This is a genomic window from Paenimyroides ceti, from assembly GCF_030409925.1.
Genome location: NZ_JAUFQU010000001.1, coordinates 2501575 through 2521271, shown reverse-complemented (window position 1 = coordinate 2521271; position 19697 = coordinate 2501575). Strand labels below are relative to the sequence as shown.

Genomic DNA, 19697 nt, shown 5'->3' with positions numbered 1-19697 from the left:
TATGGAGAAAGACAATAAGAAAAAAGTAACGCCCGATATTAACGAGGAGCTGATGATGAACCTGATGGTAGATGGTGTAAAAAAAGAGGGCTTACAGCTTCCGCCAGAAACCGCCGATGAACCGGAGCAGAAAGTAAGTGTGCGGGAAGAACCGACAAGGGAAAAGCCTGCGGTTAAAGAGAAGAGCAGGACCAAAAAGGCAACCGAAGCCGATTACGAAAGTATCTTTTTCAAAAAGTCGGAAACCAATGCCCGTGATGGGAAAACGGTCTATATCCGACCAGAGTTTCACGAAAAGCTGACACGTATTATACAAGTAATTGGTGAAGACAAGATTAGTATTTACGCTTATTTGGATAACCTGTTGGATTATCACTTTCAGGAATTTGGCGAACAGATTACCAAGAGCTATAACGATAAGTATAAACCCATTTAATAATTGGAGCTATGGAGATTGTAATTGTAATATGCCTGCTGATAGTCATTGCCTTGCTTTTGCAGGACAAGATTGTCATTAAGAAAAGGTCGGAGCAAAAGCCGACAAAGGGAAAAATCAATCCGCACCTTCCCGATATTATGGGGCAGCCTAAACCGAAATTAAGCCATTCAGTGCCAAACACTGCCAATGAAAGCCAAATAGAGGAAGTGGAGATAAACCTTGATAATTTAGACATTGAATATGACGAAAACGAAAACGTCAGCATTCAAATTCCGCAGGAAGAACTGGACGAAGTTTTCAGCAATATACCTGATTTGGAAGATGAGGAAGAAGACTGGAACAGGTACGGAATACCCAATGGCGATGACGGTTTTGCCCAAGGGGTTACCTTCGAAGAACTAAGCTCCGTGGGGGTATTGCTCCAAAAAGAAAAATTGGAAACAGCCCAAAAGGAAACAGCGGTAGCCATAGTTCAGAAATTACAGGGAACCGAACTATTCAGCCTATTGGAAAATTCTGTGGCGGATGCTTCCCGAAAGATAGCCGAGCTTTTGGATAGTAGCCTTTCAACTGAAACAGAACCCGGTTCTTCCACCTTGCGGAAAAATGATTTGGGGAATTTTGACATTGGGGAGTTCTTATAGACTTCCCTTTGTCTTTTTAAATTCCGTTTTCCGAGAACTCTTCAAACGCAGAATAGTTTTTTATTCCTTTAGACTTGTTCACTTTTCCCATAATTGTGCAATCAATCCGGCTTTTTAGATAGGATGCTAAATCATCAAAATGCCGAACATCAATATAATTAATTCCTGATGCTTTATATCTTTTAGATAATGAAATAGTAAAAGCAGCCCAGTTGAATTTTTCTCCCTTTTTACTTAGTTCAATTTGTTTCCAATCGCCATATCTTTTTTTTAAATAATCAATATAGTTCTTCTTAGAAAGCTCTTTCCCCAATGCTCCGTCAGGTAATTCAATTTTTGCTTTTACAGGCTTGGATTTTTTTACAAACTTTGGAAAATACTTATGTAGCAAAGCCTCTGATTGTTCAATATGCTTTGTAACGGTGTCCCATCCCCAATAATATAAATGAAATGGAAGTTCCTTTTCTTTTCTGATTTGATTGAGGTATTCCTGTATTTGCACATCGTCACGGAAGGTAGAAACAAAAACAAATTTGTCGAAATCAATAGCTAAGTCCCTCGATTTTTCTAAATCGGTGTTTATATCCTGAATTAGATTTTTCCTGATAGTTTCATCCTTTCTTCCAATGCTCTTCAATTTGCATTGAATAACCGTTTTGGTTTTAGTAGAAAAGACATCAATTCCTTTCTGATTTTGTCCTTTTACACCAAACGTCTGAAAGTCTGTATTCTCATATGACGAAGTATTCTCTACAAAATTGAATAAATCACAAGTAAGTTCCTCAAATAACCTTTCATCTTTTAAAGGAGGTAGTTGATAGTTCGCCATCTAAAAAAATCGTTTAAAAATTGTTTCCTGTTCGGTATCTGAATATTCAGCAATCACTTGTTTTGACCAATCAAAATCAAACTTTCCAAACTTATTTTCATCGCCGTTTAAATCAATTTCATCTTCATTGAAAGTAAGTATATATTGAAAGTTATGCAGCTCGTTCGATTTGTGGTACATATAGTTCAGGACATTGGATATTGTTTTGTATGATATGGCGTGAAATACACCATCGTGTACAAGAAAATCAGGGATATTGCGTTTATCAATCCTGCTTTTTAAGAATACCATTAAATCATACGCTACAATTTTCAAACGTTCCTGTCCCAAAGCATCTGCTTTTGGAATTTCCAGACTTATTTTAAATGGCAACTGATTTCTTGGCGAAGTAGAGTTTAATGTGATATTAAAATAAGAATTATCAAATTCTTCATCCAAATAGATAGCATTTTCAAGAATTTGCTGAAATAATAATCTCAACTCATCAAGATAGGTTTGTTGCTTATTTAGTTCACTAACAATATCTCTCTTTAATTCTGCAATGACAATATTGGAATTTCCTAATATTTCCTCTATTTCGTCAATTTCCCTTACAATTGAGGTGTTCCGTTCTAAAAGTGTTTTTTCATTCACTAATCTTTCGTAGGTACTCTCAATCCTGTCCAATGCACCTCTCTCTTTTAGCAATGAAAATAATTGGCTCCTGTTCTTTTCTAATTTTTCAAGCTGTGTTAAACTTTGGTCTATTGATGATTGTAATTTCTTTTCTTCTTCCAATAAATATTTATTTCTATTCGCCAGAAGTTGTTTTTTAAAGTCTATAACTTCATCTAAACTCTTTTTTACAAAGTTGCCAAATGTAGATACGGTTTCATTGTAGAGCTTACGAATTTTGTCCAGGTCGATAGATGTTACATCATTGTAAGAGGATTTGAGTTTTTCTAATTTACGGTTTGTATTATGATAGATGACAGATTGCTCGTTAATTTCAGATATAACCTGATTTAGCTTTTGCTCTATCTCTTTGTGATTAGCAAGAAAGTTGTACTCTTTCAGGCTATTCTCAAGTGCTACAATATCTTTTTCGATTTTTAGCCGCTCGGTTCTAAACTCCTGAATATCTTTCCCTGTATCTGCCTTAACCTTTTCTGATAATGATTTTACTGTATTATTGTATCTTTCATATTCAGAAGAAACTTCGTTATATTTTAAAAGTGTTTTAGTCGGGAGATTAAGCAAATAAAAATTATACAACGCCTTTTCTCTTGCATTGGCGTTATAAGAAACAAAATTTAAAGGGTCAACTCTCTGCTGACTTTGCAAGTCATCCTTAACAAAAAATTCCATCAACGTTCCATATCTTTTTCCCTCAAAGAATACTTCGTTGTTCTCTGTCGGAAAAAATATCCCTTCCAGCAATTTCGGCATTTCAGATTTTTCATATTCATCGAGAGCATCCGGTCGCTTCCCGAAAAATATTTTTTTTGTATCGGCAAAGCCCCTCTTGAGAAAATATTTTTGTTCCTGTACTTCAATTTCTAAAGTAATCGTGTGTTCATCCTCACGTAAAAAGTCATACTTTTTTTGAGCAAATCTTTTTTCTGCTTTACCGCTTAGTAAGGTAAAATCAACAAGCCTGACCAACGTAGATTTGCCAATACCATTAATCCCTCGTGCTTCTTTATCCCCAGAGTATTTGCCCAATATGATGTTTATTCCATTGTGAAATGGAACAGCATCTATAAGGTTGGTTTCTGAATATATTCTAATTAACATTGTCGAATAAACTTGTTTGATTTTCTTCTTGGCTTTCTTTCTTTACCAATTTAATTTTATATCCTTTTTTCTCAATACTGCCAATTGTATGCAAAAAGGTTAAAGCATACAGAAAAAGGTCGGGTGTTCTATCTTTATCCCTGTTTAAAAACTTATTCATTATATCATCCACGATGGTATATTTGTTTTTAAAAGGGGAATTGCCCATAATACTAATAATATCTGCTCCCAATACCATAAGATTGGTTTTAAGATTGCTTTCTGGCTGCGGTAATATCATAGTTCATTTTCTGTTTTTCTGCCTATTAAACACTGCTCAAACATATAAAGCAATATAGATTTTACACACTTCACATATTCATCATCTTTAATGTTTCCATATGCTGTTGTATATTGGTCGGTTAGATTATATAATCTATCCTTGAAATTTCCTGAAAGTTTATTGTAATCATTTATAACTCTTCTTTTCAGGGTATTAATCTCATCATCGTTATATCCCGAAAGTATATTGGTAATCGTGTTAAATTCTGCCATAACCAGTACCATTTCCGAGTTCATTCCATCCCAATCTTCCTGCTCAAAGTTGAGTTCGATTTTCTTTTGGGGAGGGACTAATGATTTCCTGTCGAAATGCAGAGCCTTATCTTCTTCGCTTGAAGCATTCAATAAGTCATTAATAATTTCCTGAATATAGTCCTGTATAAAAAAGTTCTCAATCCCCAAATAAGCTGCAAGTTTTCTTTTTTTACTTGATACAAGTTCATCAACAATAGAAAGAATTTGGTCTATACCCTTAATCGAAGTATCGCCGTCCAAACTCTGAATTAGCGTAAATTGTTCCGGTGATACTTCGTGGTTTACGTACATTTCCCAATTTGGAAATTTGTCTTTCCAGTTTTTCTGGTATTTTTCGAAATCTCCTTCTTTGTTTGTTGCCCCTAAAACTTTCGTTTCAAAATCAGTTTTGCTATATTTTCTTGGTGCGTAACAAGCCAATATTTTTTGTTCGGGTAAAATAGTACCGTCATTGCCTTTATCCTTATTCCTTCTAATGGGCGTATAGTTATCAACGCCATATTTCAAAAGAAACAGTTCATCAATAAATTCTTCGAACTCAAATCCTTCTTTGGATTGAATTTGCATTTTAAAAGCGTTCTTCAATAATTTATCCATATACAAATCAGAGTTCCAAATTAATTTTAACTGTACCGTCAAATCCCTTTTCTACTATCTCTTTAAGGGTTTGAAGTTTGATATTATTGCCATAATCAGTTTCAACCTTAGAAATGTAACTCCTTTTCTTACCCACTTTTTGGGCTAATTGTTCTTGAGTTAGCTGTCTTTGTTCTCTGGCTTCCTTCAGCATTTCTCCAATATGTCTGCCTGATATTTTCATCTCAAAAAGGATTAAAATTGACTTTATTACGAATGTACAAATGTAATTTAAAAGTTGCATTGAACCAACTGTAAATTGTATAAAAAGCATTTGAAAATTTCCACTCTCGTTCTGAAAATTCCCACCAACAAAGCCACTCACAGCCAAACACTTCCTTTGACTGCCACTTTCTTATAACGCCTCTTTTTCCACAAGACATTTGTCCCGAAAGCTCGCAAGGTGCGGGATAAAATGTAACAAATAAATGTGTTTCAATTATGGAAAAACAGAGAAAAAAAGTTTTGCTGGCAGCCGTGGCGATGCTGTCAGGAATTGGTGCGTTCGCACAGGGAAACGGTTCGGCAGGTATCAACGAAGCTACTCAAATGGTAACAAGCTATTTCGACCCCGCCACCCAATTAATCTACGCCATCGGTGCGGTGGTTGGGCTCATCGGAGGCGTTAAGGTGTATAACAAATTCAGCTCCGGCGACCCTGACACGAGCAAGACTGCGGCAAGCTGGTTTGGTGCGTGTATCTTCCTGATTGTTGCCGCTACCATCCTGCGTTCATTCTTCCTGTAATCCTTTGCTTATGAATAGTTACAATATTAACAAAGGCATTGGGCGTACAGTAGAGTTCAAAGGATTGAAAGCGCAATACCTGTTCATTTTCGCAGGCGGACTGCTCGGTACGCTTATTCTCGTGATGATACTGTATATGGCAGGCGTAAACTCTTACATCTGCCTGTTCATCGGAGCAGGGGGTGCTTCGCTCATCGTATGGCAGACCTTTTCACTGAACCAAAAGTACGGCGAACACGGGCTGATGAAAGTGGGTGCAAGAAAACGGCATCCTCGATACATCATCTGCCGCAAGCCTGTACACAGGTATTTAAAATTCACTTCTAAACCAAAAGCCGTATGAGAAATGTAGCAAAGACCTCCACTTTGGAAAGCAAATTTCCATTGCTGGCAGTAGAGAACAACTGCATACTTTCCAAAGATGCGGACATTACCGCCTGTTTTGAAGTGCGTTTACCGGAACTGTTCACGGTAGCTTCTGCGGAATATGAAGCCATTCACTCCGCTTGGCACAAGGCGATTAAGACCTTACCCGATTTTACGGTCATTCACAAACAGGATTGGTACATCAAAGAAAGCTACGCCCCCGATTTGGCACAGGAAGATCAGAGTTTTTTATCGAAATCTTATCAACGCCATTTCAACGAGCGACCATTCCTGAACCACTATTGCTACCTGTTCCTGACAAAAACCACCAAAGAGCGTATGCCTTTGCAAAGCAACTTCAGTTCGCTTTGCAAAGGCACACTCATACCAAAGGAAATCAGGGATAAGGAAGCGATACATCGCTTTATGGAAGCCGTAGCACAGTTTGAGCGTATTGTGAACGATAGCGGTTTTGTGAGCCTGCAACGATTGAGCGAAGAAGACATCATCGGTACAAATGAAAAGCAAGGATTGCTGGAACAGTATTTTACCCTTTCGAGGGAAGCAGGAACGCCGATGCAGGACATCGCACTCGGTGCTGAAGAAGTCCGTATCGGAAACAAAAGGTTGTCTTTGCACACCCTGTCCGATACGGACGATTTGCCCGGAACGGTATCGGCAGATACACGTTTTGAAAAGCTATCTACCGACCGTAGCGACTGCCGTTTGTCGTTCGCTGCACCTGTGGGGTTGTTGTTGAGCTGCAACCATATCTACAACCAGTATTTGTTTTTGGATAACAGCGAAGCGAACCTGCAAAAGTTTGAAAAATCAGCAAGGAATATGCACTCATTGGCTCGGTACAGCCGTGCCAACCAAATCAACAAAGAGTGGATAGAAAAGTACCTGAACGAAGCACATTCGTTCGGGCTTTCCTCTGTTCGTGCGCATTTTAATATTATGGCGTGGTCGGAAGACCCTGCCGAACTCAAACAGCTAAAGAATGATTGCGGTAGTGCGTTAGCACTGATGGAGTGTAAGCCACGCCACAACACTACGGATGTTGCCACGTTGTATTGGGCTGGAATGCCGGGCAATGCCGGCGACTTTCCGGCAGAGGAAAGTTTTTACACGTTCATAGAGCCAGCCTTATGCTTCTTTACCGAAGAAACCAATTACCACAATTCGCCGTCCCCATTCGGGGTAAAAATGGCGGACAGGCTTACAGGCAAGCCTATCCATTTGGATATATCAGATTTGCCAATGAAGCGTGGCATTATCACGAACCGGAACAAATTCATTCTTGGTCCGTCAGGTTCGGGTAAATCGTTCTTCACAAACCATATGGTAAGGCAGTATTTCGAGCAGGGCGCACACGTACTGTTGGTAGATACGGGTAATTCCTATCAGGGTTTGTGCGAATTGATTAAGGGGAAAACCAAAGGCGAAGACGGGGTTTATTTTACCTATACCGAAGACAATCCCATTGCCTTTAACCCTTTTTATACCGATGACGGCGTGTTCGATATTGAAAAGCGTGAAAGTATCAAAACTTTGATACTAACGCTTTGGAAAAGGGACGATGAACCGCCGACCCGTTCGGAAGAAGTGGCATTATCCAATGCCGTTAGCGGTTATATCGAGCGTATCAAAACGGAAAACGTGTACCCATCATTTAACGGCTTCTACGAGTATGTAAAAGGCGATTACCGCAAGGTATTGGAGCAAAAGCAGGTAAGGGAAAAAGACTTTGACATTGCCAATTTCCTCAACGTATTAGAGCCTTATTACAAAGGCGGCGAATACGATTACCTGCTGAACTCAAACAAGCAGTTAGACCTGCTTTCCAAACGCTTTATCGTGTTTGAAATTGATGCCATCAAAGACCACAAAATCCTCTTTCCCATAGTCACGATTATCATTATGGAGGTGTTCATCAACAAGATGCGCCGACTGAAAGGTATCCGTAAGCTCATCCTGATTGAAGAGGCTTGGAAAGCGATTGCCAAAGAGGGAATGGCGGAATACATCAAGTACCTCTTTAAGACCGTTCGCAAATTCTTCGGAGAAGCGATTGTCGTAACGCAAGAGGTCGATGATATTATCCAGTCGCCCATTGTGAAAGAAAGTATCATCAACAACTCCGATTGTAAAATCCTCTTAGACCAGCGCAAGTATATGAATAAGTTTGACGATATACAGGCAATGCTGGGGCTTACCGATAAGGAGAAAGGGCAGGTACTTTCTATCAATATGAACAACGACCCATCAAGGCTTTACAAAGAAGTCTGGATTGGTTTAGGTGGTACGCACTCGGCAGTCTATGCCACCGAAGTTAGTTTGGAGGAATACCTCGCCTATACCACCGAAGAAACCGAAAAAATGGAAGTAATGCAGCTCGCTGCTGAACTGGACGGAAACGTGGAACTCGCCATTAAGCATATCGCTATGCAACGGCGTGACAATTCAAATCAATAGTCATTAACAATTTAAAATTTCAAGAAAATGAAAAAAATCCTTTTTATGGTGTGTACGGCACTAATGCTTGCCGTTGCACCGTCCGCAAAAGCCCAATGGGTAGTAACCGACCCCGCAAACCTTGCATCGGGCATTCTCAACAGTGCGAATGAAATCGTACAGACTTCTTCCACCGTAAGCAATGTGGTTAAGAACTTCAACGAAGTGAAGAAAGTGTACGAACAGGGCAAGGAATATTACGACAAGCTGAAAGCCGTCAACAACCTTGTGAAAGATGCCCGTAAGGTGCAGCAAACGGTTTTGCTGGTAGGCGATGTTTCGGAAATGTACGTGCAGAATTTCGGCAAGATGATGAACGACCCCAATTTCTCGCCGCAAGAGCTGACCGCTATCGGTAACGGCTACTCCGCATTGCTCAATGAAAGTACCGAACTGCTGAAAGAACTGAAGCAAATCGTAACCTCATCCAGCCTTTCGCTGAACGACAAAGAGCGTATGGACATCATCGACCGTGTGTACAAAGAAGTAAAAGACTACCACAGTCTTGTACGCTATTACACCAACAAAAATATTTCTGTAAGCTACCTGAGAGCGAAAAAGAAAAACGATGCCAAAAGGGTGCTTGACCTATACGGAACTGCTAACCAAAAATACTGGTAACAATGGAATGGGATAATCTTCACGAACTCCTGCGTTCGCTTTATGACGATATGATGCCGCTTGCAGGCGATATGGCGGCAGTGGCTAAAGGTCTTGCGGGATTGGGTGCATTATTCTATGTGGCATTAAAGGTTTGGCAGGCTTTAAGCCGTGCCGAACCTATTGATATGTTCCCATTGTTACGCCCGTTTGCTTTGGGGCTTTGCATTATGTTTTTCCCAACCATTGTATTGGGAACTATCAATGCAGTGCTAAGCCCCGTTGTAACGGGAACACATTCCATACTCGAAGACCAGGTGCTTGACCTGAACAAGCTGCAACAGCAGAAAGACCAACTGGAATATGAAGCAATGGTCAGAAATCCCGAAACCGCCTATATGGTATCGGACGAAGAGTTTGACAAGAAGCTGGATGAATTGGGCTGGTCGCCCTCCGACATCGGCACGATGGCGGGTATGTATATGGACAGGGGTGCTTATCAAATAGAAAAAGCCATAAAGGATTGGTTTCGCAATCTACTGGAGATACTCTTTCAGGCGGCGGCTTTGGTTATTGATACCATAAGAACATTTTTCCTGATAGTCCTCTCCATACTCGGACCGATTGCCTTTGCAATTTCCGTATGGGACGGCTTTCAGTCCACGCTCACGCAGTGGCTCACGAGGTATGTGAGCGTTTACCTGTGGTTGCCTGTTTCCGATTTGTTCAGTTCGATGCTGGCAAGGATACAATCGCTGATACTGGAAAAGGATATAGCAATGCTTTCAGACCCGACCTATATACCCGACACCTCCAATACGGTGTACATCATCTTTATGATTATCGGCATCATCGGGTACTTCACTATCCCGACAGTAACAGGCTGGGTAATCCAAGCTGGAGGCGCAGGAAACTTTACCCGCAATGTAAACTCAACAGCAATGAAAGCAGGAAACCTTGCCGGAGCCGGAGCTGGTTCAACGGTTGGAAACATCGGCGGTCAGTTACTTAAAAAATAATGTAAAACAATAATCATTCTTAAAAATGGAATTTAAAACGCTAAGAAATATAGAAAACAGCTTTCGGCAGATACGTTTATATGCCATCGTGTTTGCCGTTCTCTGCATAGGCGTAGTAGGATTTGCCGTGTGGAAATCGTACAGCTTTGCAAATGAACAAAGGCAAAAAATCTATGTGCTGGATAATGGCAAATCACTGATGCTTGCCTTGTCGCAGGATGCCAGTATTAACCGACCTGTGGAAGCAAGGGAACACGTCAGGAGATTTCACGAATTGTTCTTCACGCTTGCACCCGATAAGAACGCTATTGAAAGCAATATGAGCAGGGCGTTCAACCTTGCCGATAAATCAGCTTTCGACTATTACAAAGACCTGTCTGAAAAGGGCTATTACAGCCGTATCATTTCGGGTAATGTTCAGCAACGAATTGAGGTAGATAGTGTGGTGTGCAATTTCGACAATTACCCCTATGCAGTGCGCACCTATGCCAAACAGTTCATCATCCGTTCGAGCAACGTAACACGCCGTAACCTGATTACTTCCTGCTATCTCGTCAACTCCGTTCGTTCGGATAACAACCCGCAGGGATTTAACATCGAAAAGTTTGCGGTAGTAGAAAACAAAGACATCGAAGTTATCGAACGCTAAAAATTAAGGATATGAAACAGTTACTTGATTTAGACGCATTCGCAAAAACGCTGACCGATAAAGGGTATGACGGTTATTTCCAAACGGAGGCAGCTTATGCCGACAAAATCAAAGACAGCATCAGCAGGTTTTTAGAGGCTTGTAAAAATGGGATGGATAAACCGATGTTGCCCAACATTATGATGCTGACAACTTACCTGCAATGGAATGGCGATGATAAGCCAAAGGTTGAATGCAATATGTGGGTAAAGTATGAAGACGGTCTTTTTGATGTACAGAAGATGAATATTGAAAGGATAGACCAATACGGGCAATTATTGAAACAATCCAAACTGACAGACCTCTCTACAAGCTCGGTTCCGACAAGGAAAGAAGCCATTGCCCAAGTGTCTGACAAACCTAAAGAACAGTTGTCTTCCCCGAAAAGGCGGTTTAAAATGCGATAACCGAAAATCATTAAAGTATGAAAAAATTAAGAGCAACTATGGACAGGTTTTTTGATAAGCTCGATGAGCGTTGGCGGGCTTTGCCAGTGCGCAAGCAGCATCAATACACGTTGTACTTTTTTGTGGGTTATCTCTTGCTTACGGCAGGGGTTATTGGCAAAGTAGTGTACGATACGGGCAAGCCGAATGATACCATCAACATCAGGCATATCGAGAACCCTGTCCTCAAAAGTAAAAATCCTGCAAGGTTGCAGGATAGTGTATCAACAATTTTAAAAAATCAGTTTTATGAAAGAAAATGAAAAAAGGGTCAGCATTCTCGTTGAGGAAGGCGACCAAAGTAAAGCATCCAATCTGCTGGATGATAAAAAGAACAGCAAAGACCGCCTTAAAAAGCCCTTGATATTCGGTTTGATGGCGATTGTCTTCTTAGGCTGTATGTACCTCATCTTTAAACCGTCAAAGGATAAAAAAGAGGTCGAAAACATCGGGCTGAACGATGCTGTTCCACAAGCTACCGGGGCAGGAATGCCCGACAGCAAAGGCAAAGCGTATGAGCAGGAAATGCTGGAACAAAAAGACCAGGAGAAACGCAATGCCCTTACCACGCTATCCGATTATTGGAATGAGGACAGCTCATCTGCCAACGCCAAGAGCGAAGAAGATTTTGTAGAAGAGGAAGAAAGCAACGGCTATGGCAGTGGCAGAAATTCGGGACGTTATGGCAATCCTGCCTTGAACAGCTACCGAAATACACAAAGCACGTTAGGCTCATTCTATAATAACGACAATGCAGAAACAATGGAACTCCGCAGGCAATTGGATGAGCTAAAAGAAAAACTGGCTGATAAAGATGTACCTAAAGCAACAACAGTAGATGACCAGCTTGCCCTGATGGAGAAATCCTATCAAATGGCTGCAAAATATCTTCCGCAAGGTAATAGCAGCAATGGAGAAGCCACACCCACAAACGGTACAGCTTCGGGAGCTTCGACTGCCAGCCAAAAAGAGCATTTTGTATCATTTACGCCCACAAGGAAAAACACCGTATCAGCCTTGTATCGTGAGCCAACAGACAGCGAATTTTTGAACGATTTAAACCAGACCAAAAACAGGGGCTTCTATACCGCAGGTTCTACTGAACAGGTGGTACAGCCGAAAAACAGCATCAAAGCCTGCGTACACGATGCACAAACCGTTGTTGGGGAAACGGGCGTAAGGCTTCGTTTATTAGAGCCTGCCAAAACGCCTAATCGTACCATTCCCAAAGGAACTATCGTAACGGCGAATGCCAAGTTTCAGGGCGGTCGTTTACAGCTAAAGGTTACTTCGGTAGAACTGGAGGGTAATATCATTCCCGTAGATATTACCATTTACGATTTGGACGGGCAGCAAGGCTTGTACGTTCCGTATTCGCCCGAAATGAACGCACTTACCGAAATGGCGGGCAATATGAGCCAGACAGGAGGAACGAGCGTGATGCTTACGCAGAATGCCGGACAACAGGTTGCTGCCGATTTAAGCAGAGGCATTGTACAAGGAATTTCGGGCTATTTCGCAAAGAAAGTACGTACACCAAAGGTTACGCTCAAAGCAGGGCATCAGGTCTTCCTTGTATCAAAACAATAATGTTAAACTAAAATAATTTTATAATGAAAAATCTTTTTAAAACACTTTGGGCATTTGCTCTGACTATCGGCTTAGCCGTAAATTCTTTTGCGCAGGACAGCATCAGAACTCCGCTTGCATTGGGCAAGATAGAACCATACAAAATGGAAGTAACCTACGATAAAACTTCGCACTTGATTTTCCCGACTGCCATTCGTTACGTGGATTTGGGAAGCGAATACCTGATTGCAGGTAAAGCCGAAGATGCGGAAAACGTACTACGAGTAAAAGCATCGGTAAGGAACTTTGAACCGGAAACGAATTTTTCAGTAATTACCAATGATGGACGTTTTTACAGTTTCAGTGTGTATTACAGTTCCTACCCTGAAGCAACAAGCTATGACCTGCTAACAATGCAAAAATCAGTAGATAGAACCAACGGAAACGATGTGCTTTTTGAAGAATTGGGCAACAATTCGCCCTCACTGGCAGGCTTGTTACTGGAAACCATTTACAAGAAAGACAAGCGCATTGTAAAGCATATCGGGGCTAAGAGTTTCGGCATTCAGTTTATCCTCAAAGGCATTTACATACACAACGGCAAATACTATTTCCATACCGAACTGCGTAACAAAACCAATGTTCCGTTTGAGATTGATTTTATCAATTTCAAAGTGGTGGATAAAAAGGTTGCCAAACGTACCGTAGTGCAGGAAATTCCTTTGACACCGCTTAGGACTTACAAACCATTGGACGGCATAAAAGGAAAATCTACCGAGCAAAATGTATTCCTCTTAGACCAATTTACCATTGCCGATGATAAGATACTTCTGATTGAGATTTTCGAGAAGAACGGCGGCAGGCATCAAACATTGCAGGTGGAAAATTCGGATTTAATCAAGGCTCGTTTGATTGACGATATGCACCTGAAATTTTAATAACCCATTTAAAACAACAGTAATAAAATGAAAAAGTATATCTATACCGTGATGCTCGTTTTAATGGGTATCACAACGACACAGGCACAGCGAATGCTGCCGAAACAGAAAGGGTTGGAAGTAAATGTTGGTGTGCTGTCCGATGATAAAATCGGCAACGATTATTATATCAATATCGGTATGACCGTGAACGGTAAGAACGGCAATTACCAGCTTTGGGCGTTGGAATATACGCACCAATACCACGATTATAAAGACCTCCGCATCCCGCAGGAAACTTTTACAGCCGAGGGCGGTTACAGCTTCTTCCTTTTGGGCGATGCCCGGAAGAACATCACGCTGAATGCCGGAATAACCGCCGTAGCAGGTTATGAAAGCATCAACCGTGGCGAACCGATGTTGTATGACGGAGCGAAGATATTGGACGAGGACAATTTCATTTACGGAGCTGGCGGACGACTGACCTTTGAAACGTACCTTTCTGACCGATTTGTATTAGTCCTGCAAGGGCGTACAAAAGTCTTTTGGGGTACGGATTTACGACAGTTCCGACCGTCGGCAGGTGTGGGATTAAGGTTTAACTTTTAAAACGTAAAAAACGATGATAGCAATATTCAATAAATTCAGAACAGGGCTACTGCCATTATATATATTCCTGGCAATCCTCACAGCTTCGGTTACGTTGGTATCTTGCAGCAAAGATGATGAACTCGAAATACAGAACAATTTTCCTTTCGAGGTCAATGTAATGCCAGTGCCTAAAGATGTTGCCAACGGACAAACCGTAGAAATACGCATTACCATACAGCGTACAGGCAATTACAGCAACACGCAGTATTTTCTTCGCTACTTCCAGTTTGATGGTCAGGGAACGTTGCAATACTACAATGAGCCGCCGTATCAGCCCAACGACCTGTACCAGTTACCAACGGAGCAGTTCAGGCTGTATTACACGTCAACGTCTGCCGTATCACAATCTTTTGATGTTTGGATTTCGGACAGCTTCGGGAACGAAAAGCAGATAACTTTTCAGTTTAACAGCAGCGATTAAGAGCAGTATTCCAATTCATAAATAACGGCTTATCTGATGGGTAAGCCGTTTTTAATTTTAAATTCGATAGTTGCTAAAGAAATAATTTCTTATCCATGCAATAATGAAAAAGGGTATTATCCTTTCGGTTTACCAAATTTGAGTAAGTTATTATTTCCATAAACAATGAAAGCGGCTTGCCTTTTTGGGTAAGCCGTTTTCGCATTTTATAAAACTGCTGATTTTACAGACTATGGAAATAAAAATTAGAAAGGAAGAAAAGGAAGATTTCAAAAAAGTTTTTGAACTCATTCGCCTGGCTTTTGAAAACGAGGAATTGAGCGACCATAAAGAACAGTTCTTGGTGGAACGGTTACGCAATTCTGATGCGTTTGTCCCCGAATTATCACTTATTGCCGAAGTAGATAATCAAATTGCGGGATATATATTGCTCACAAAAATTAATATTGAAGACAAGGATAAAAACACTTACACCTCGCTTGCGTTAGCCCCTGTTGCTGTGTTGCCGAATTATCAGGGAAAAGGTATTGGCGGCAAACTCATACAAGCTGCCCACGATATAGCAAAAAAAATGGGCTTTGGCTCTGTGATGCTGTTAGGACACGAAAACTATTACCCTAAGTTTGGCTATAAGCTGACCAAAGAATTTGGGATAAAGCTGCCATTTGAAGTTCCTGAAGAAAACTGTATGGCAATAGAACTATCGCAAAATGCGCTGCAAAATGTAAGCGGTGTAGTTCGGTATCCGAAAGAGTTTGAAATTGAATAATGCCACGGATATTTTTCGTAAATTCAAACAGTGGAAATAAAGTATTTTTGGTATGGTTGCATCATTGGTAATAGGTATTATATTTTTGGTTGCAGGACTGGGACTTCGCTACTGGATTAACCGGAGAAAGTTTTACAGGCGCAGCCCTATGGGAGCAGAGGGCTTCTCATCTTATGAAAGTTCGGTTTTCATTAAATTCGTGGAAAGGGTCGGTAAATGGATAGCTTACGGGCTGATTATTTTCGGTCTGTTGTCGCTGTGGGTTTATTGGCGTGAGAAAAAAGAAAAACAACAACCTGAAGTAAAAATAGAACAACCTGCCGAACGCAGATAGTTATTACAGCATACATTTTTTAAGCAAATCGGATAGCCCAAAAGCTATCCGATTTTTTTATTTACGGCTTAGTAAATCGCCAAACGCTACCTCTCAAAGCCAAACCCTGCAACTTTCCCCAATGCCGTACTAAGCCTTTATAAATTCAACTTCCATAGCAAAATTGAGCAAACAATGGAAGTAATCGCAATACAAAAATCCGCACTGGACGGAATGAAGAATGAGCTGAAAGCACTTTTGGAACTTACCGAAAATGCCACGCAGAAATACACGCCAATTTTTGCGCAAGAGCAATGGCTCGATAACCAGGAAGTGTGTTTGATGATGAACATTACCAAGCGGACTTTGCAGACGTATAAGGACAAAGGGTTATTGCCTTATTCCAGACTGAACCGTAAAAATTATTATAAACGCTCGGATGTACAGGCTTTGCTCGAAGCCGGACAACCGTACAATACTGCCGAAAATGGATTTATTCACGAATGACAATGAAGAAATCATTGCCCATCAGGAAATGATAACACAGCTAAGAACCCGTATCGAAAGCATATTGAAAAACTACCGCCCTGTAATGAACGGAGAAATTTACCTTTCGGGCGAAGATGTGTGCAAGCTGCTCCATATCAGCAAACGCACTTTACAGCAGTACCGTGATGATAATATACTGCCGTATATACAAATAGGCGGTAAGATTATTTATAAGGAAAGCGATATCCTGACTATACTGGAGCAAAATTACATTTCACAAAAAATTGTTTGACTGTAATCTTTTTTGTATTATATGCTGTCAAAAAAGGACGAGTTTAGTATCTTTGTTGTCGAAAATATAGAAAATACTTAAAGTTGTTTTTGCTTTAAGTTCCGCATTAGAAACTGGTAATTTTTAAAACCCCGGAACGAATAAGTAAGAACGCTCACGTTATGGCGTGGGCGCTCGCTTATTTGGGGGTCAGGCGTACCAGTGCCTTAATGCCAGTAAGTGTGGTTGCCTGCGCCTCTTTTTTTTGCAGGTTCCACTAACTTGATAAACATTAAGAGTTATGGACGGCAAGGATATTTTTTACCCCGAATTTGACCACCCTGCTACGCAATTATCAGCGTTCTCTCTCTGCATTGATGTTTTTATCATATCCCTTAAAAACGGGGAAATTGTACATTTTAAACCTAACGAGATAGCACACTTTAAAGATTGGCTTGACCGTTTTAAAGTCAGGGACATTGAGGTCGATAAAGGAATACCTTACGTTACTCGAACTCCGAATTTATCTAAAGCTCCCAACGGATTTTTTAACCTCATCAAACTAAGCAAAAAGAAAATGAGCAAAGAACAAATAATAAAGGTAGGGATGATAGATGACCACGATATGCTTAGAAAGGGTATTTGTGATTTTCTAATGGGTTTCGGTTTTGAAATACTTTTTGAAGCCGAGAATGGAAAAATGGCAATGAAAAAAATGGAGGAAATCGAAGTTGTTCCCGATGTAATGGTTGTTGATATAAATATGCCGGTAATGAATGGTTTTGAAACCGCTAAAGCATTGAATGAAAAATATCCGCAAACCAAAGTCCTGGCTTTTAGCATTAATGATGATGTACAGGATGTAGTAAAGATGCTTCAGCGTGGCGTAAAAGGGTATATACTGAAAGGCGCAGACCCCGAAGAACTTAAAAAAGCCATAACCGTTATAAATGATGGAGGACATTATTTTAGTGCTGGCGTAGCCGAAATTGCAAAAGAATACTATAAACAGTTTCCGCAATAACAGGTTTCTTTGTTACTTTCTTTTCCGCAGAACTCACGAAAGAAAGTAATCCCCCAATAATAAATTATGGGATAATGAATATCCCAAGCAATAATGTCGCAACCTGTTTGGTAAAATGGAAAAGAAAGGATTTGTGTAAGGGCGCATTTTGCTAAAGGGGATTGCACCAATTTAAAGCAAAAAGACTGCCCAACCATCGGGAGGATCTGTCTTTTTGCCGCCCGACTTTTCGGGTCAGGCGGCTGCTATTTTAGCTTATGGTTTTTAAATACTCGTCATAACGTTCCGTTATATCCTTGCCTTTCCTGAACGTGTCTTTTGTGTAGCTGTAATGCTCTTCAAAGAACTTTACTTCTTTGGTGGTAAGGTCTATTAAATAGCGGTAGTCTGCGTTTATCCGCCTTTCATCCATTGTACAATGCTCCGTAAGCATTTCGAGTTCTTGCTCACTGTTGTCAAGGGATAACAAAGGCAAAAAAAGCCTTTCAACGATATATCCCTGTTCGGGTGCGCTGCTGCTGTCGGCAACGCAAATAAGAGATTTGCCGTTGCTCAATTTGATATGAAGATTTGAACGTGTCATAAATTGAAATTGGGGTTTATTGATTAAGCCGTTAATTGGATTAATGAAAATTCTTCCGTCCAAAATTCCTCGCTGGTGTGCTTGCCGTATGCTGTATAGTAGCCTGTACCGTTTGCACGCAATACAAGCCTGTAACAGTCCAATCGGTTTTCGGGTGCGGTAAACATTTCCTGCTCCCCCTCGTCAAGCTCCACAAATGCCCATTCTTTATCGTTTAGCATTTCTTCAATGTTCGGGGTATCGTCTTCGCCTGTGCAATAAAAATCTACTGCCGTATCATAGTAGTTCATTGAGCAGAAATAATGATTGCCCTCTAACGGCTTAACCAATGCAAGCCGTTTTGCCTGTTCCTGTTTCCATTCTTCGGATAGATGGATAATTGCAAACTCGCAATTATCCCATTCGCTATTGGTGTTGGCTTTAACCAAAATATGTGCTGTCGCTTTATCGGATAGTTTCATCGTTCTAAATTTTAATGGTGTTTAACTGATTTTCGATTTTACGTTCTAATAGAGTGTCGAGTATTTCCCATTCGCTGTCGTACTCCTTGCCCTCAAAATGGTAGGTGTCTGTTTCCTTGTCTAATTCGTAGCTGTCAAAATCTTCGTCTTCCAGATAAATATCTATGAGTAGCTTGTCAGAAAACATTGTCCTGCCATATACCAAACAACCTAATTCCTCATAATCCAATTGGAAATCTATGTTGTAATGCTCGGCTATCTGCTTAACTGCTTCCGCATTTGGCGACCATTTTGTTTGATAATTGAATATTCCCGTATCGCTTTCGTAAACCTCAAAGAAATATCCGCCGTTACTGTCGTCTATGAAATCGGGCAGTTGTCCGCAATTCTCTTTCCTTTCTCTTTCAGCCATTGATTTGAATAGCTGTGTTACCTGTTCGATTGCTTCAGGCTTCCCCTCGAAGACAACCGTATTGTTGCACCAATTTGGCATAATTATTTATCGTTTAAGGTTATTTTTAATAAAGGCTCACTTCCGAATATTAGGTGTATAGCCTGTTTTAGATTGGGTTTACAGTCCTCTGTCTGTGCATATTCGATAAGGCAGTGCATCGCAAATATTGCGTTGTATCCGTCAAAAAAATGGTCTGCAAACCAGCGTGGTTTTTTGAGAAGTTTGTCCTCGTTCTTCTCGATTATCCTGTGTGCATCCTGCACAAGCCTGTACCAAAATTCTGCGGTAAAAAAGCCCTTTTGATACCAACCCTCACGAATGGTAATTTCATTTTTCAGAAAGTATTCGCACTGCTTTTTTACGGCGTTCTGAATGTTCGCCATTTCTTCGGGGAATAGCCTGCAAAGCAATTCGCCTTTATCTAAGTTGTCCATTTTATGTAATGCTTTCATATTGTTGTTTTATAGTAGGCTACCACCATTTAAGGCGGTA

The 19697-nt window shown here is 40.7% G+C and carries 29 protein-coding genes; 19 read left to right on the top strand and 10 right to left on the bottom strand.

All coding sequences use genetic code 11. The annotated features are described in order from the left end of the window. The first annotated feature begins 1 nt into the window (after position 1). Positions 2-436: a DUF3408 domain-containing protein gene (locus tag QW060_RS12565; RefSeq protein ID WP_002996029.1), complete on the top strand. Its 435-nt coding sequence runs from the start codon at positions 2-4 to the stop codon at positions 434-436. Between the two features lie 11 nt (positions 437-447). Further along, positions 448-1083, top strand: coding sequence for a hypothetical protein (locus tag QW060_RS12560; RefSeq protein ID WP_002996027.1), 636 nt, complete (start codon positions 448-450; stop codon positions 1081-1083). 16 nt (positions 1084-1099) lie between these two features. Here the strand turns inward: QW060_RS12560 and QW060_RS12555 are convergent, their stop codons facing one another. The 5 genes from QW060_RS12555 to QW060_RS12535 are packed head-to-tail and all read right to left on the bottom strand — an operon-like array spanning position 1100 to position 5225. Then, positions 1100-1912 (bottom strand): hypothetical protein, encoded by an 813-nt coding sequence (locus tag QW060_RS12555; RefSeq protein ID WP_002996025.1) that lies wholly within the window; start codon positions 1910-1912, stop codon positions 1100-1102. After that, positions 1913-3688 carry a DUF2326 domain-containing protein gene (locus QW060_RS12550; protein WP_002996024.1) on the bottom strand — a complete coding sequence of 592 codons (1776 nt, stop codon included), beginning with the start codon at positions 3686-3688 and terminating at the stop codon, positions 1913-1915. Beyond that, complete coding sequence (locus QW060_RS12545; RefSeq protein ID WP_002996022.1) at positions 3678-3968, bottom strand: hypothetical protein; 291 nt, start codon at positions 3966-3968, stop codon at positions 3678-3680. Before QW060_RS12545 ends, QW060_RS12550 begins: the two co-directional genes overlap by 11 nt. After that, a complete protein-coding gene (locus tag QW060_RS12540) occupies positions 3965-4903 on the bottom strand; it encodes a hypothetical protein (protein WP_035576162.1) in 939 nt (312 codons plus the stop codon). Before QW060_RS12540 ends, QW060_RS12545 begins: the two co-directional genes overlap by 4 nt. Continuing rightward, positions 4869-5225, bottom strand: a complete 357-nt coding sequence (locus QW060_RS12535) for a helix-turn-helix domain-containing protein (RefSeq protein ID WP_227533391.1) — start codon at positions 5223-5225, stop codon at positions 4869-4871. Before QW060_RS12535 ends, QW060_RS12540 begins: the two co-directional genes overlap by 35 nt. Before the next feature lie 116 nt (positions 5226-5341). Here QW060_RS12535 and QW060_RS12530 point away from each other — a divergent pair, with 116 nt between their 5' ends. Genes QW060_RS12530 through QW060_RS12475 form a run of 12 tightly spaced genes read left to right on the top strand, consistent with a single transcriptional unit; the run spans position 5342 to position 14841 of the window. Beyond that, the gene (locus QW060_RS12530; protein WP_002979435.1) at positions 5342-5647 is read left to right on the top strand and encodes a DUF4134 domain-containing protein; all 306 of its coding nucleotides are present in this window, start codon (positions 5342-5344) and stop codon (positions 5645-5647) included. A gap of 10 nt (positions 5648-5657) precedes the next feature. After that, positions 5658-5990: a DUF4133 domain-containing protein gene (locus tag QW060_RS12525; protein ID WP_002996016.1), complete on the top strand. Its 333-nt coding sequence runs from the start codon at positions 5658-5660 to the stop codon at positions 5988-5990. Further along, on the top strand, positions 5987-8491 hold the full coding sequence (locus QW060_RS12520; protein WP_290363862.1) for a TraG family conjugative transposon ATPase: 2505 nt from the start codon (positions 5987-5989) through the stop codon (positions 8489-8491). Before QW060_RS12525 ends, QW060_RS12520 begins: the two co-directional genes overlap by 4 nt. Positions 8492-8518: 27 nt before the next feature. After that, positions 8519-9151, top strand: coding sequence for a DUF4141 domain-containing protein (locus QW060_RS12515; protein ID WP_002996013.1), 633 nt, complete (start codon positions 8519-8521; stop codon positions 9149-9151). 2 nt (positions 9152-9153) lie between these two features. After that, entirely contained in the window at positions 9154-10149 is a 996-nt protein-coding gene (traJ, locus tag QW060_RS12510; RefSeq protein ID WP_002996010.1) for a conjugative transposon protein TraJ, read from the top strand. A gap of 25 nt (positions 10150-10174) precedes the next feature. Continuing rightward, complete coding sequence (gene traK / locus QW060_RS12505; RefSeq protein ID WP_002996009.1) at positions 10175-10798, top strand: conjugative transposon protein TraK; 624 nt, start codon at positions 10175-10177, stop codon at positions 10796-10798. Positions 10799-10809: 11 nt separating this feature from the next. Next, complete coding sequence (locus tag QW060_RS12500; protein WP_002996007.1) at positions 10810-11244, top strand: hypothetical protein; 435 nt, start codon at positions 10810-10812, stop codon at positions 11242-11244. 38 nt (positions 11245-11282) lie between these two features. Continuing rightward, positions 11283-11546, top strand: a complete 264-nt coding sequence (locus tag QW060_RS12495; RefSeq protein WP_450091475.1) for a nitrogen regulatory IIA protein — start codon at positions 11283-11285, stop codon at positions 11544-11546. Further along, a complete protein-coding gene (gene traM / locus QW060_RS12490) occupies positions 11533-12873 on the top strand; it encodes a conjugative transposon protein TraM (RefSeq protein WP_002996003.1) in 1341 nt (446 codons plus the stop codon). Before QW060_RS12495 ends, traM begins: the two co-directional genes overlap by 14 nt. 23 nt (positions 12874-12896) lie before the next feature. Next, positions 12897-13790 (top strand): conjugative transposon protein TraN, encoded by an 894-nt coding sequence (gene traN, locus QW060_RS12485; protein ID WP_002996001.1) that lies wholly within the window; start codon positions 12897-12899, stop codon positions 13788-13790. A gap of 27 nt (positions 13791-13817) precedes the next feature. Then, positions 13818-14378, top strand: coding sequence for a conjugal transfer protein TraO (locus QW060_RS12480; RefSeq protein ID WP_002995999.1), 561 nt, complete (start codon positions 13818-13820; stop codon positions 14376-14378). A gap of 13 nt (positions 14379-14391) precedes the next feature. Further along, a complete protein-coding gene (locus tag QW060_RS12475) occupies positions 14392-14841 on the top strand; it encodes a DUF3872 domain-containing protein (RefSeq protein WP_002995997.1) in 450 nt (149 codons plus the stop codon). 73 nt (positions 14842-14914) lie between these two features. On the opposite strand, the gene QW060_RS12470 is transcribed toward QW060_RS12475, so the two are convergent. Next, a complete protein-coding gene (locus QW060_RS12470; RefSeq protein ID WP_290363861.1) occupies positions 14915-15046 on the bottom strand; it encodes a hypothetical protein in 132 nt (43 codons plus the stop codon). Between the two features lie 27 nt (positions 15047-15073). Here QW060_RS12470 and QW060_RS12465 point away from each other — a divergent pair, with 27 nt between their 5' ends. From QW060_RS12465 to QW060_RS12445, 5 genes are all read left to right on the top strand, one after another. After that, complete coding sequence (locus QW060_RS12465; RefSeq protein ID WP_002995995.1) at positions 15074-15610, top strand: GNAT family N-acetyltransferase; 537 nt, start codon at positions 15074-15076, stop codon at positions 15608-15610. Between the two features lie 52 nt (positions 15611-15662). Then, positions 15663-15944 (top strand): hypothetical protein, encoded by a 282-nt coding sequence (locus tag QW060_RS12460; RefSeq protein WP_002995992.1) that lies wholly within the window; start codon positions 15663-15665, stop codon positions 15942-15944. A 174-nt stretch (positions 15945-16118) separates the two neighbouring features. Further along, on the top strand, positions 16119-16430 hold the full coding sequence (locus QW060_RS12455) for a helix-turn-helix domain-containing protein (protein WP_002995989.1): 312 nt from the start codon (positions 16119-16121) through the stop codon (positions 16428-16430). Positions 16431-16458: 28 nt separating this feature from the next. Next, on the top strand, positions 16459-16704 hold the full coding sequence (locus QW060_RS12450; protein ID WP_430827366.1) for a helix-turn-helix domain-containing protein: 246 nt from the start codon (positions 16459-16461) through the stop codon (positions 16702-16704). A 280-nt stretch (positions 16705-16984) separates the two neighbouring features. After that, positions 16985-17707 carry a response regulator gene (locus QW060_RS12445; protein WP_002995984.1) on the top strand — a complete coding sequence of 241 codons (723 nt, stop codon included), beginning with the start codon at positions 16985-16987 and terminating at the stop codon, positions 17705-17707. A 250-nt stretch (positions 17708-17957) separates the two neighbouring features. On the opposite strand, the gene QW060_RS12440 is transcribed toward QW060_RS12445, so the two are convergent. Genes QW060_RS12440 through QW060_RS12425 form a run of 4 tightly spaced genes read right to left on the bottom strand, consistent with a single transcriptional unit; the run spans position 17958 to position 19657 of the window. Then, positions 17958-18353, bottom strand: a complete 396-nt coding sequence (locus QW060_RS12440) for a penicillin-binding protein (protein WP_290363860.1) — start codon at positions 18351-18353, stop codon at positions 17958-17960. After that, a complete protein-coding gene (locus tag QW060_RS12435; protein ID WP_002995976.1) occupies positions 18314-18751 on the bottom strand; it encodes a hypothetical protein in 438 nt (145 codons plus the stop codon). The genes QW060_RS12440 and QW060_RS12435 overlap by 40 nt, the downstream gene beginning before the upstream one ends. Before the next feature lie 4 nt (positions 18752-18755). Next, entirely contained in the window at positions 18756-19244 is a 489-nt protein-coding gene (locus QW060_RS12430) for a DUF1281 family ferredoxin-like fold protein (protein WP_002995973.1), read from the bottom strand. A 2-nt stretch (positions 19245-19246) separates the two neighbouring features. Continuing rightward, positions 19247-19657: a hypothetical protein gene (locus tag QW060_RS12425; RefSeq protein ID WP_002995970.1), complete on the bottom strand. Its 411-nt coding sequence runs from the start codon at positions 19655-19657 to the stop codon at positions 19247-19249. Positions 19658-19697 lie beyond the last annotated feature (40 nt).

What these genes read in the sequence shown, in the direction of transcription:
- QW060_RS12565 (WP_002996029.1), top strand. Translation starts at nt 2, where the DNA reads ATGGAGAAAGACAATAAGAAAAAAGTAACGCCCGATATTAACGAGGAG.
- QW060_RS12560 (WP_002996027.1), top strand. Translation starts at nt 448, where the DNA reads ATGGAGATTGTAATTGTAATATGCCTGCTGATAGTCATTGCCTTGCTT.
- QW060_RS12555 (WP_002996025.1), bottom strand. Translation starts at nt 1,912, where the DNA reads ATGGCGAACTATCAACTACCTCCTTTAAAAGATGAAAGGTTATTTGAG.
- QW060_RS12550 (WP_002996024.1), bottom strand. Translation starts at nt 3,688, where the DNA reads ATGTTAATTAGAATATATTCAGAAACCAACCTTATAGATGCTGTTCCA.
- QW060_RS12545 (WP_002996022.1), bottom strand. Translation starts at nt 3,968, where the DNA reads ATGATATTACCGCAGCCAGAAAGCAATCTTAAAACCAATCTTATGGTA.
- QW060_RS12530 (WP_002979435.1), top strand. Translation starts at nt 5,342, where the DNA reads ATGGAAAAACAGAGAAAAAAAGTTTTGCTGGCAGCCGTGGCGATGCTG.
- QW060_RS12525 (WP_002996016.1), top strand. Translation starts at nt 5,658, where the DNA reads ATGAATAGTTACAATATTAACAAAGGCATTGGGCGTACAGTAGAGTTC.
- QW060_RS12520 (WP_290363862.1), top strand. Translation starts at nt 5,987, where the DNA reads ATGAGAAATGTAGCAAAGACCTCCACTTTGGAAAGCAAATTTCCATTG.
- QW060_RS12515 (WP_002996013.1), top strand. Translation starts at nt 8,519, where the DNA reads ATGAAAAAAATCCTTTTTATGGTGTGTACGGCACTAATGCTTGCCGTT.
- traJ (WP_002996010.1), top strand. Translation starts at nt 9,154, where the DNA reads ATGGAATGGGATAATCTTCACGAACTCCTGCGTTCGCTTTATGACGAT.
- traK (WP_002996009.1), top strand. Translation starts at nt 10,175, where the DNA reads ATGGAATTTAAAACGCTAAGAAATATAGAAAACAGCTTTCGGCAGATA.
- QW060_RS12500 (WP_002996007.1), top strand. Translation starts at nt 10,810, where the DNA reads ATGAAACAGTTACTTGATTTAGACGCATTCGCAAAAACGCTGACCGAT.
- QW060_RS12495 (WP_450091475.1), top strand. Translation starts at nt 11,283, where the DNA reads ATGGACAGGTTTTTTGATAAGCTCGATGAGCGTTGGCGGGCTTTGCCA.
- traM (WP_002996003.1), top strand. Translation starts at nt 11,533, where the DNA reads ATGAAAGAAAATGAAAAAAGGGTCAGCATTCTCGTTGAGGAAGGCGAC.
- traN (WP_002996001.1), top strand. Translation starts at nt 12,897, where the DNA reads ATGAAAAATCTTTTTAAAACACTTTGGGCATTTGCTCTGACTATCGGC.
- QW060_RS12480 (WP_002995999.1), top strand. Translation starts at nt 13,818, where the DNA reads ATGAAAAAGTATATCTATACCGTGATGCTCGTTTTAATGGGTATCACA.
- QW060_RS12475 (WP_002995997.1), top strand. Translation starts at nt 14,392, where the DNA reads ATGATAGCAATATTCAATAAATTCAGAACAGGGCTACTGCCATTATAT.
- QW060_RS12470 (WP_290363861.1), bottom strand. Translation starts at nt 15,046, where the DNA reads ATGCGAAAACGGCTTACCCAAAAAGGCAAGCCGCTTTCATTGTTTATG.
- QW060_RS12465 (WP_002995995.1), top strand. Translation starts at nt 15,074, where the DNA reads ATGGAAATAAAAATTAGAAAGGAAGAAAAGGAAGATTTCAAAAAAGTT.
- QW060_RS12460 (WP_002995992.1), top strand. Translation starts at nt 15,663, where the DNA reads ATGGTTGCATCATTGGTAATAGGTATTATATTTTTGGTTGCAGGACTG.
- QW060_RS12455 (WP_002995989.1), top strand. Translation starts at nt 16,119, where the DNA reads ATGGAAGTAATCGCAATACAAAAATCCGCACTGGACGGAATGAAGAAT.
- QW060_RS12450 (WP_430827366.1), top strand. Translation starts at nt 16,459, where the DNA reads ATGATAACACAGCTAAGAACCCGTATCGAAAGCATATTGAAAAACTAC.
- QW060_RS12445 (WP_002995984.1), top strand. Translation starts at nt 16,985, where the DNA reads ATGGACGGCAAGGATATTTTTTACCCCGAATTTGACCACCCTGCTACG.
- QW060_RS12435 (WP_002995976.1), bottom strand. Translation starts at nt 18,751, where the DNA reads ATGAAACTATCCGATAAAGCGACAGCACATATTTTGGTTAAAGCCAAC.
- QW060_RS12430 (WP_002995973.1), bottom strand. Translation starts at nt 19,244, where the DNA reads ATGCCAAATTGGTGCAACAATACGGTTGTCTTCGAGGGGAAGCCTGAA.
- QW060_RS12425 (WP_002995970.1), bottom strand. Translation starts at nt 19,657, where the DNA reads ATGAAAGCATTACATAAAATGGACAACTTAGATAAAGGCGAATTGCTT.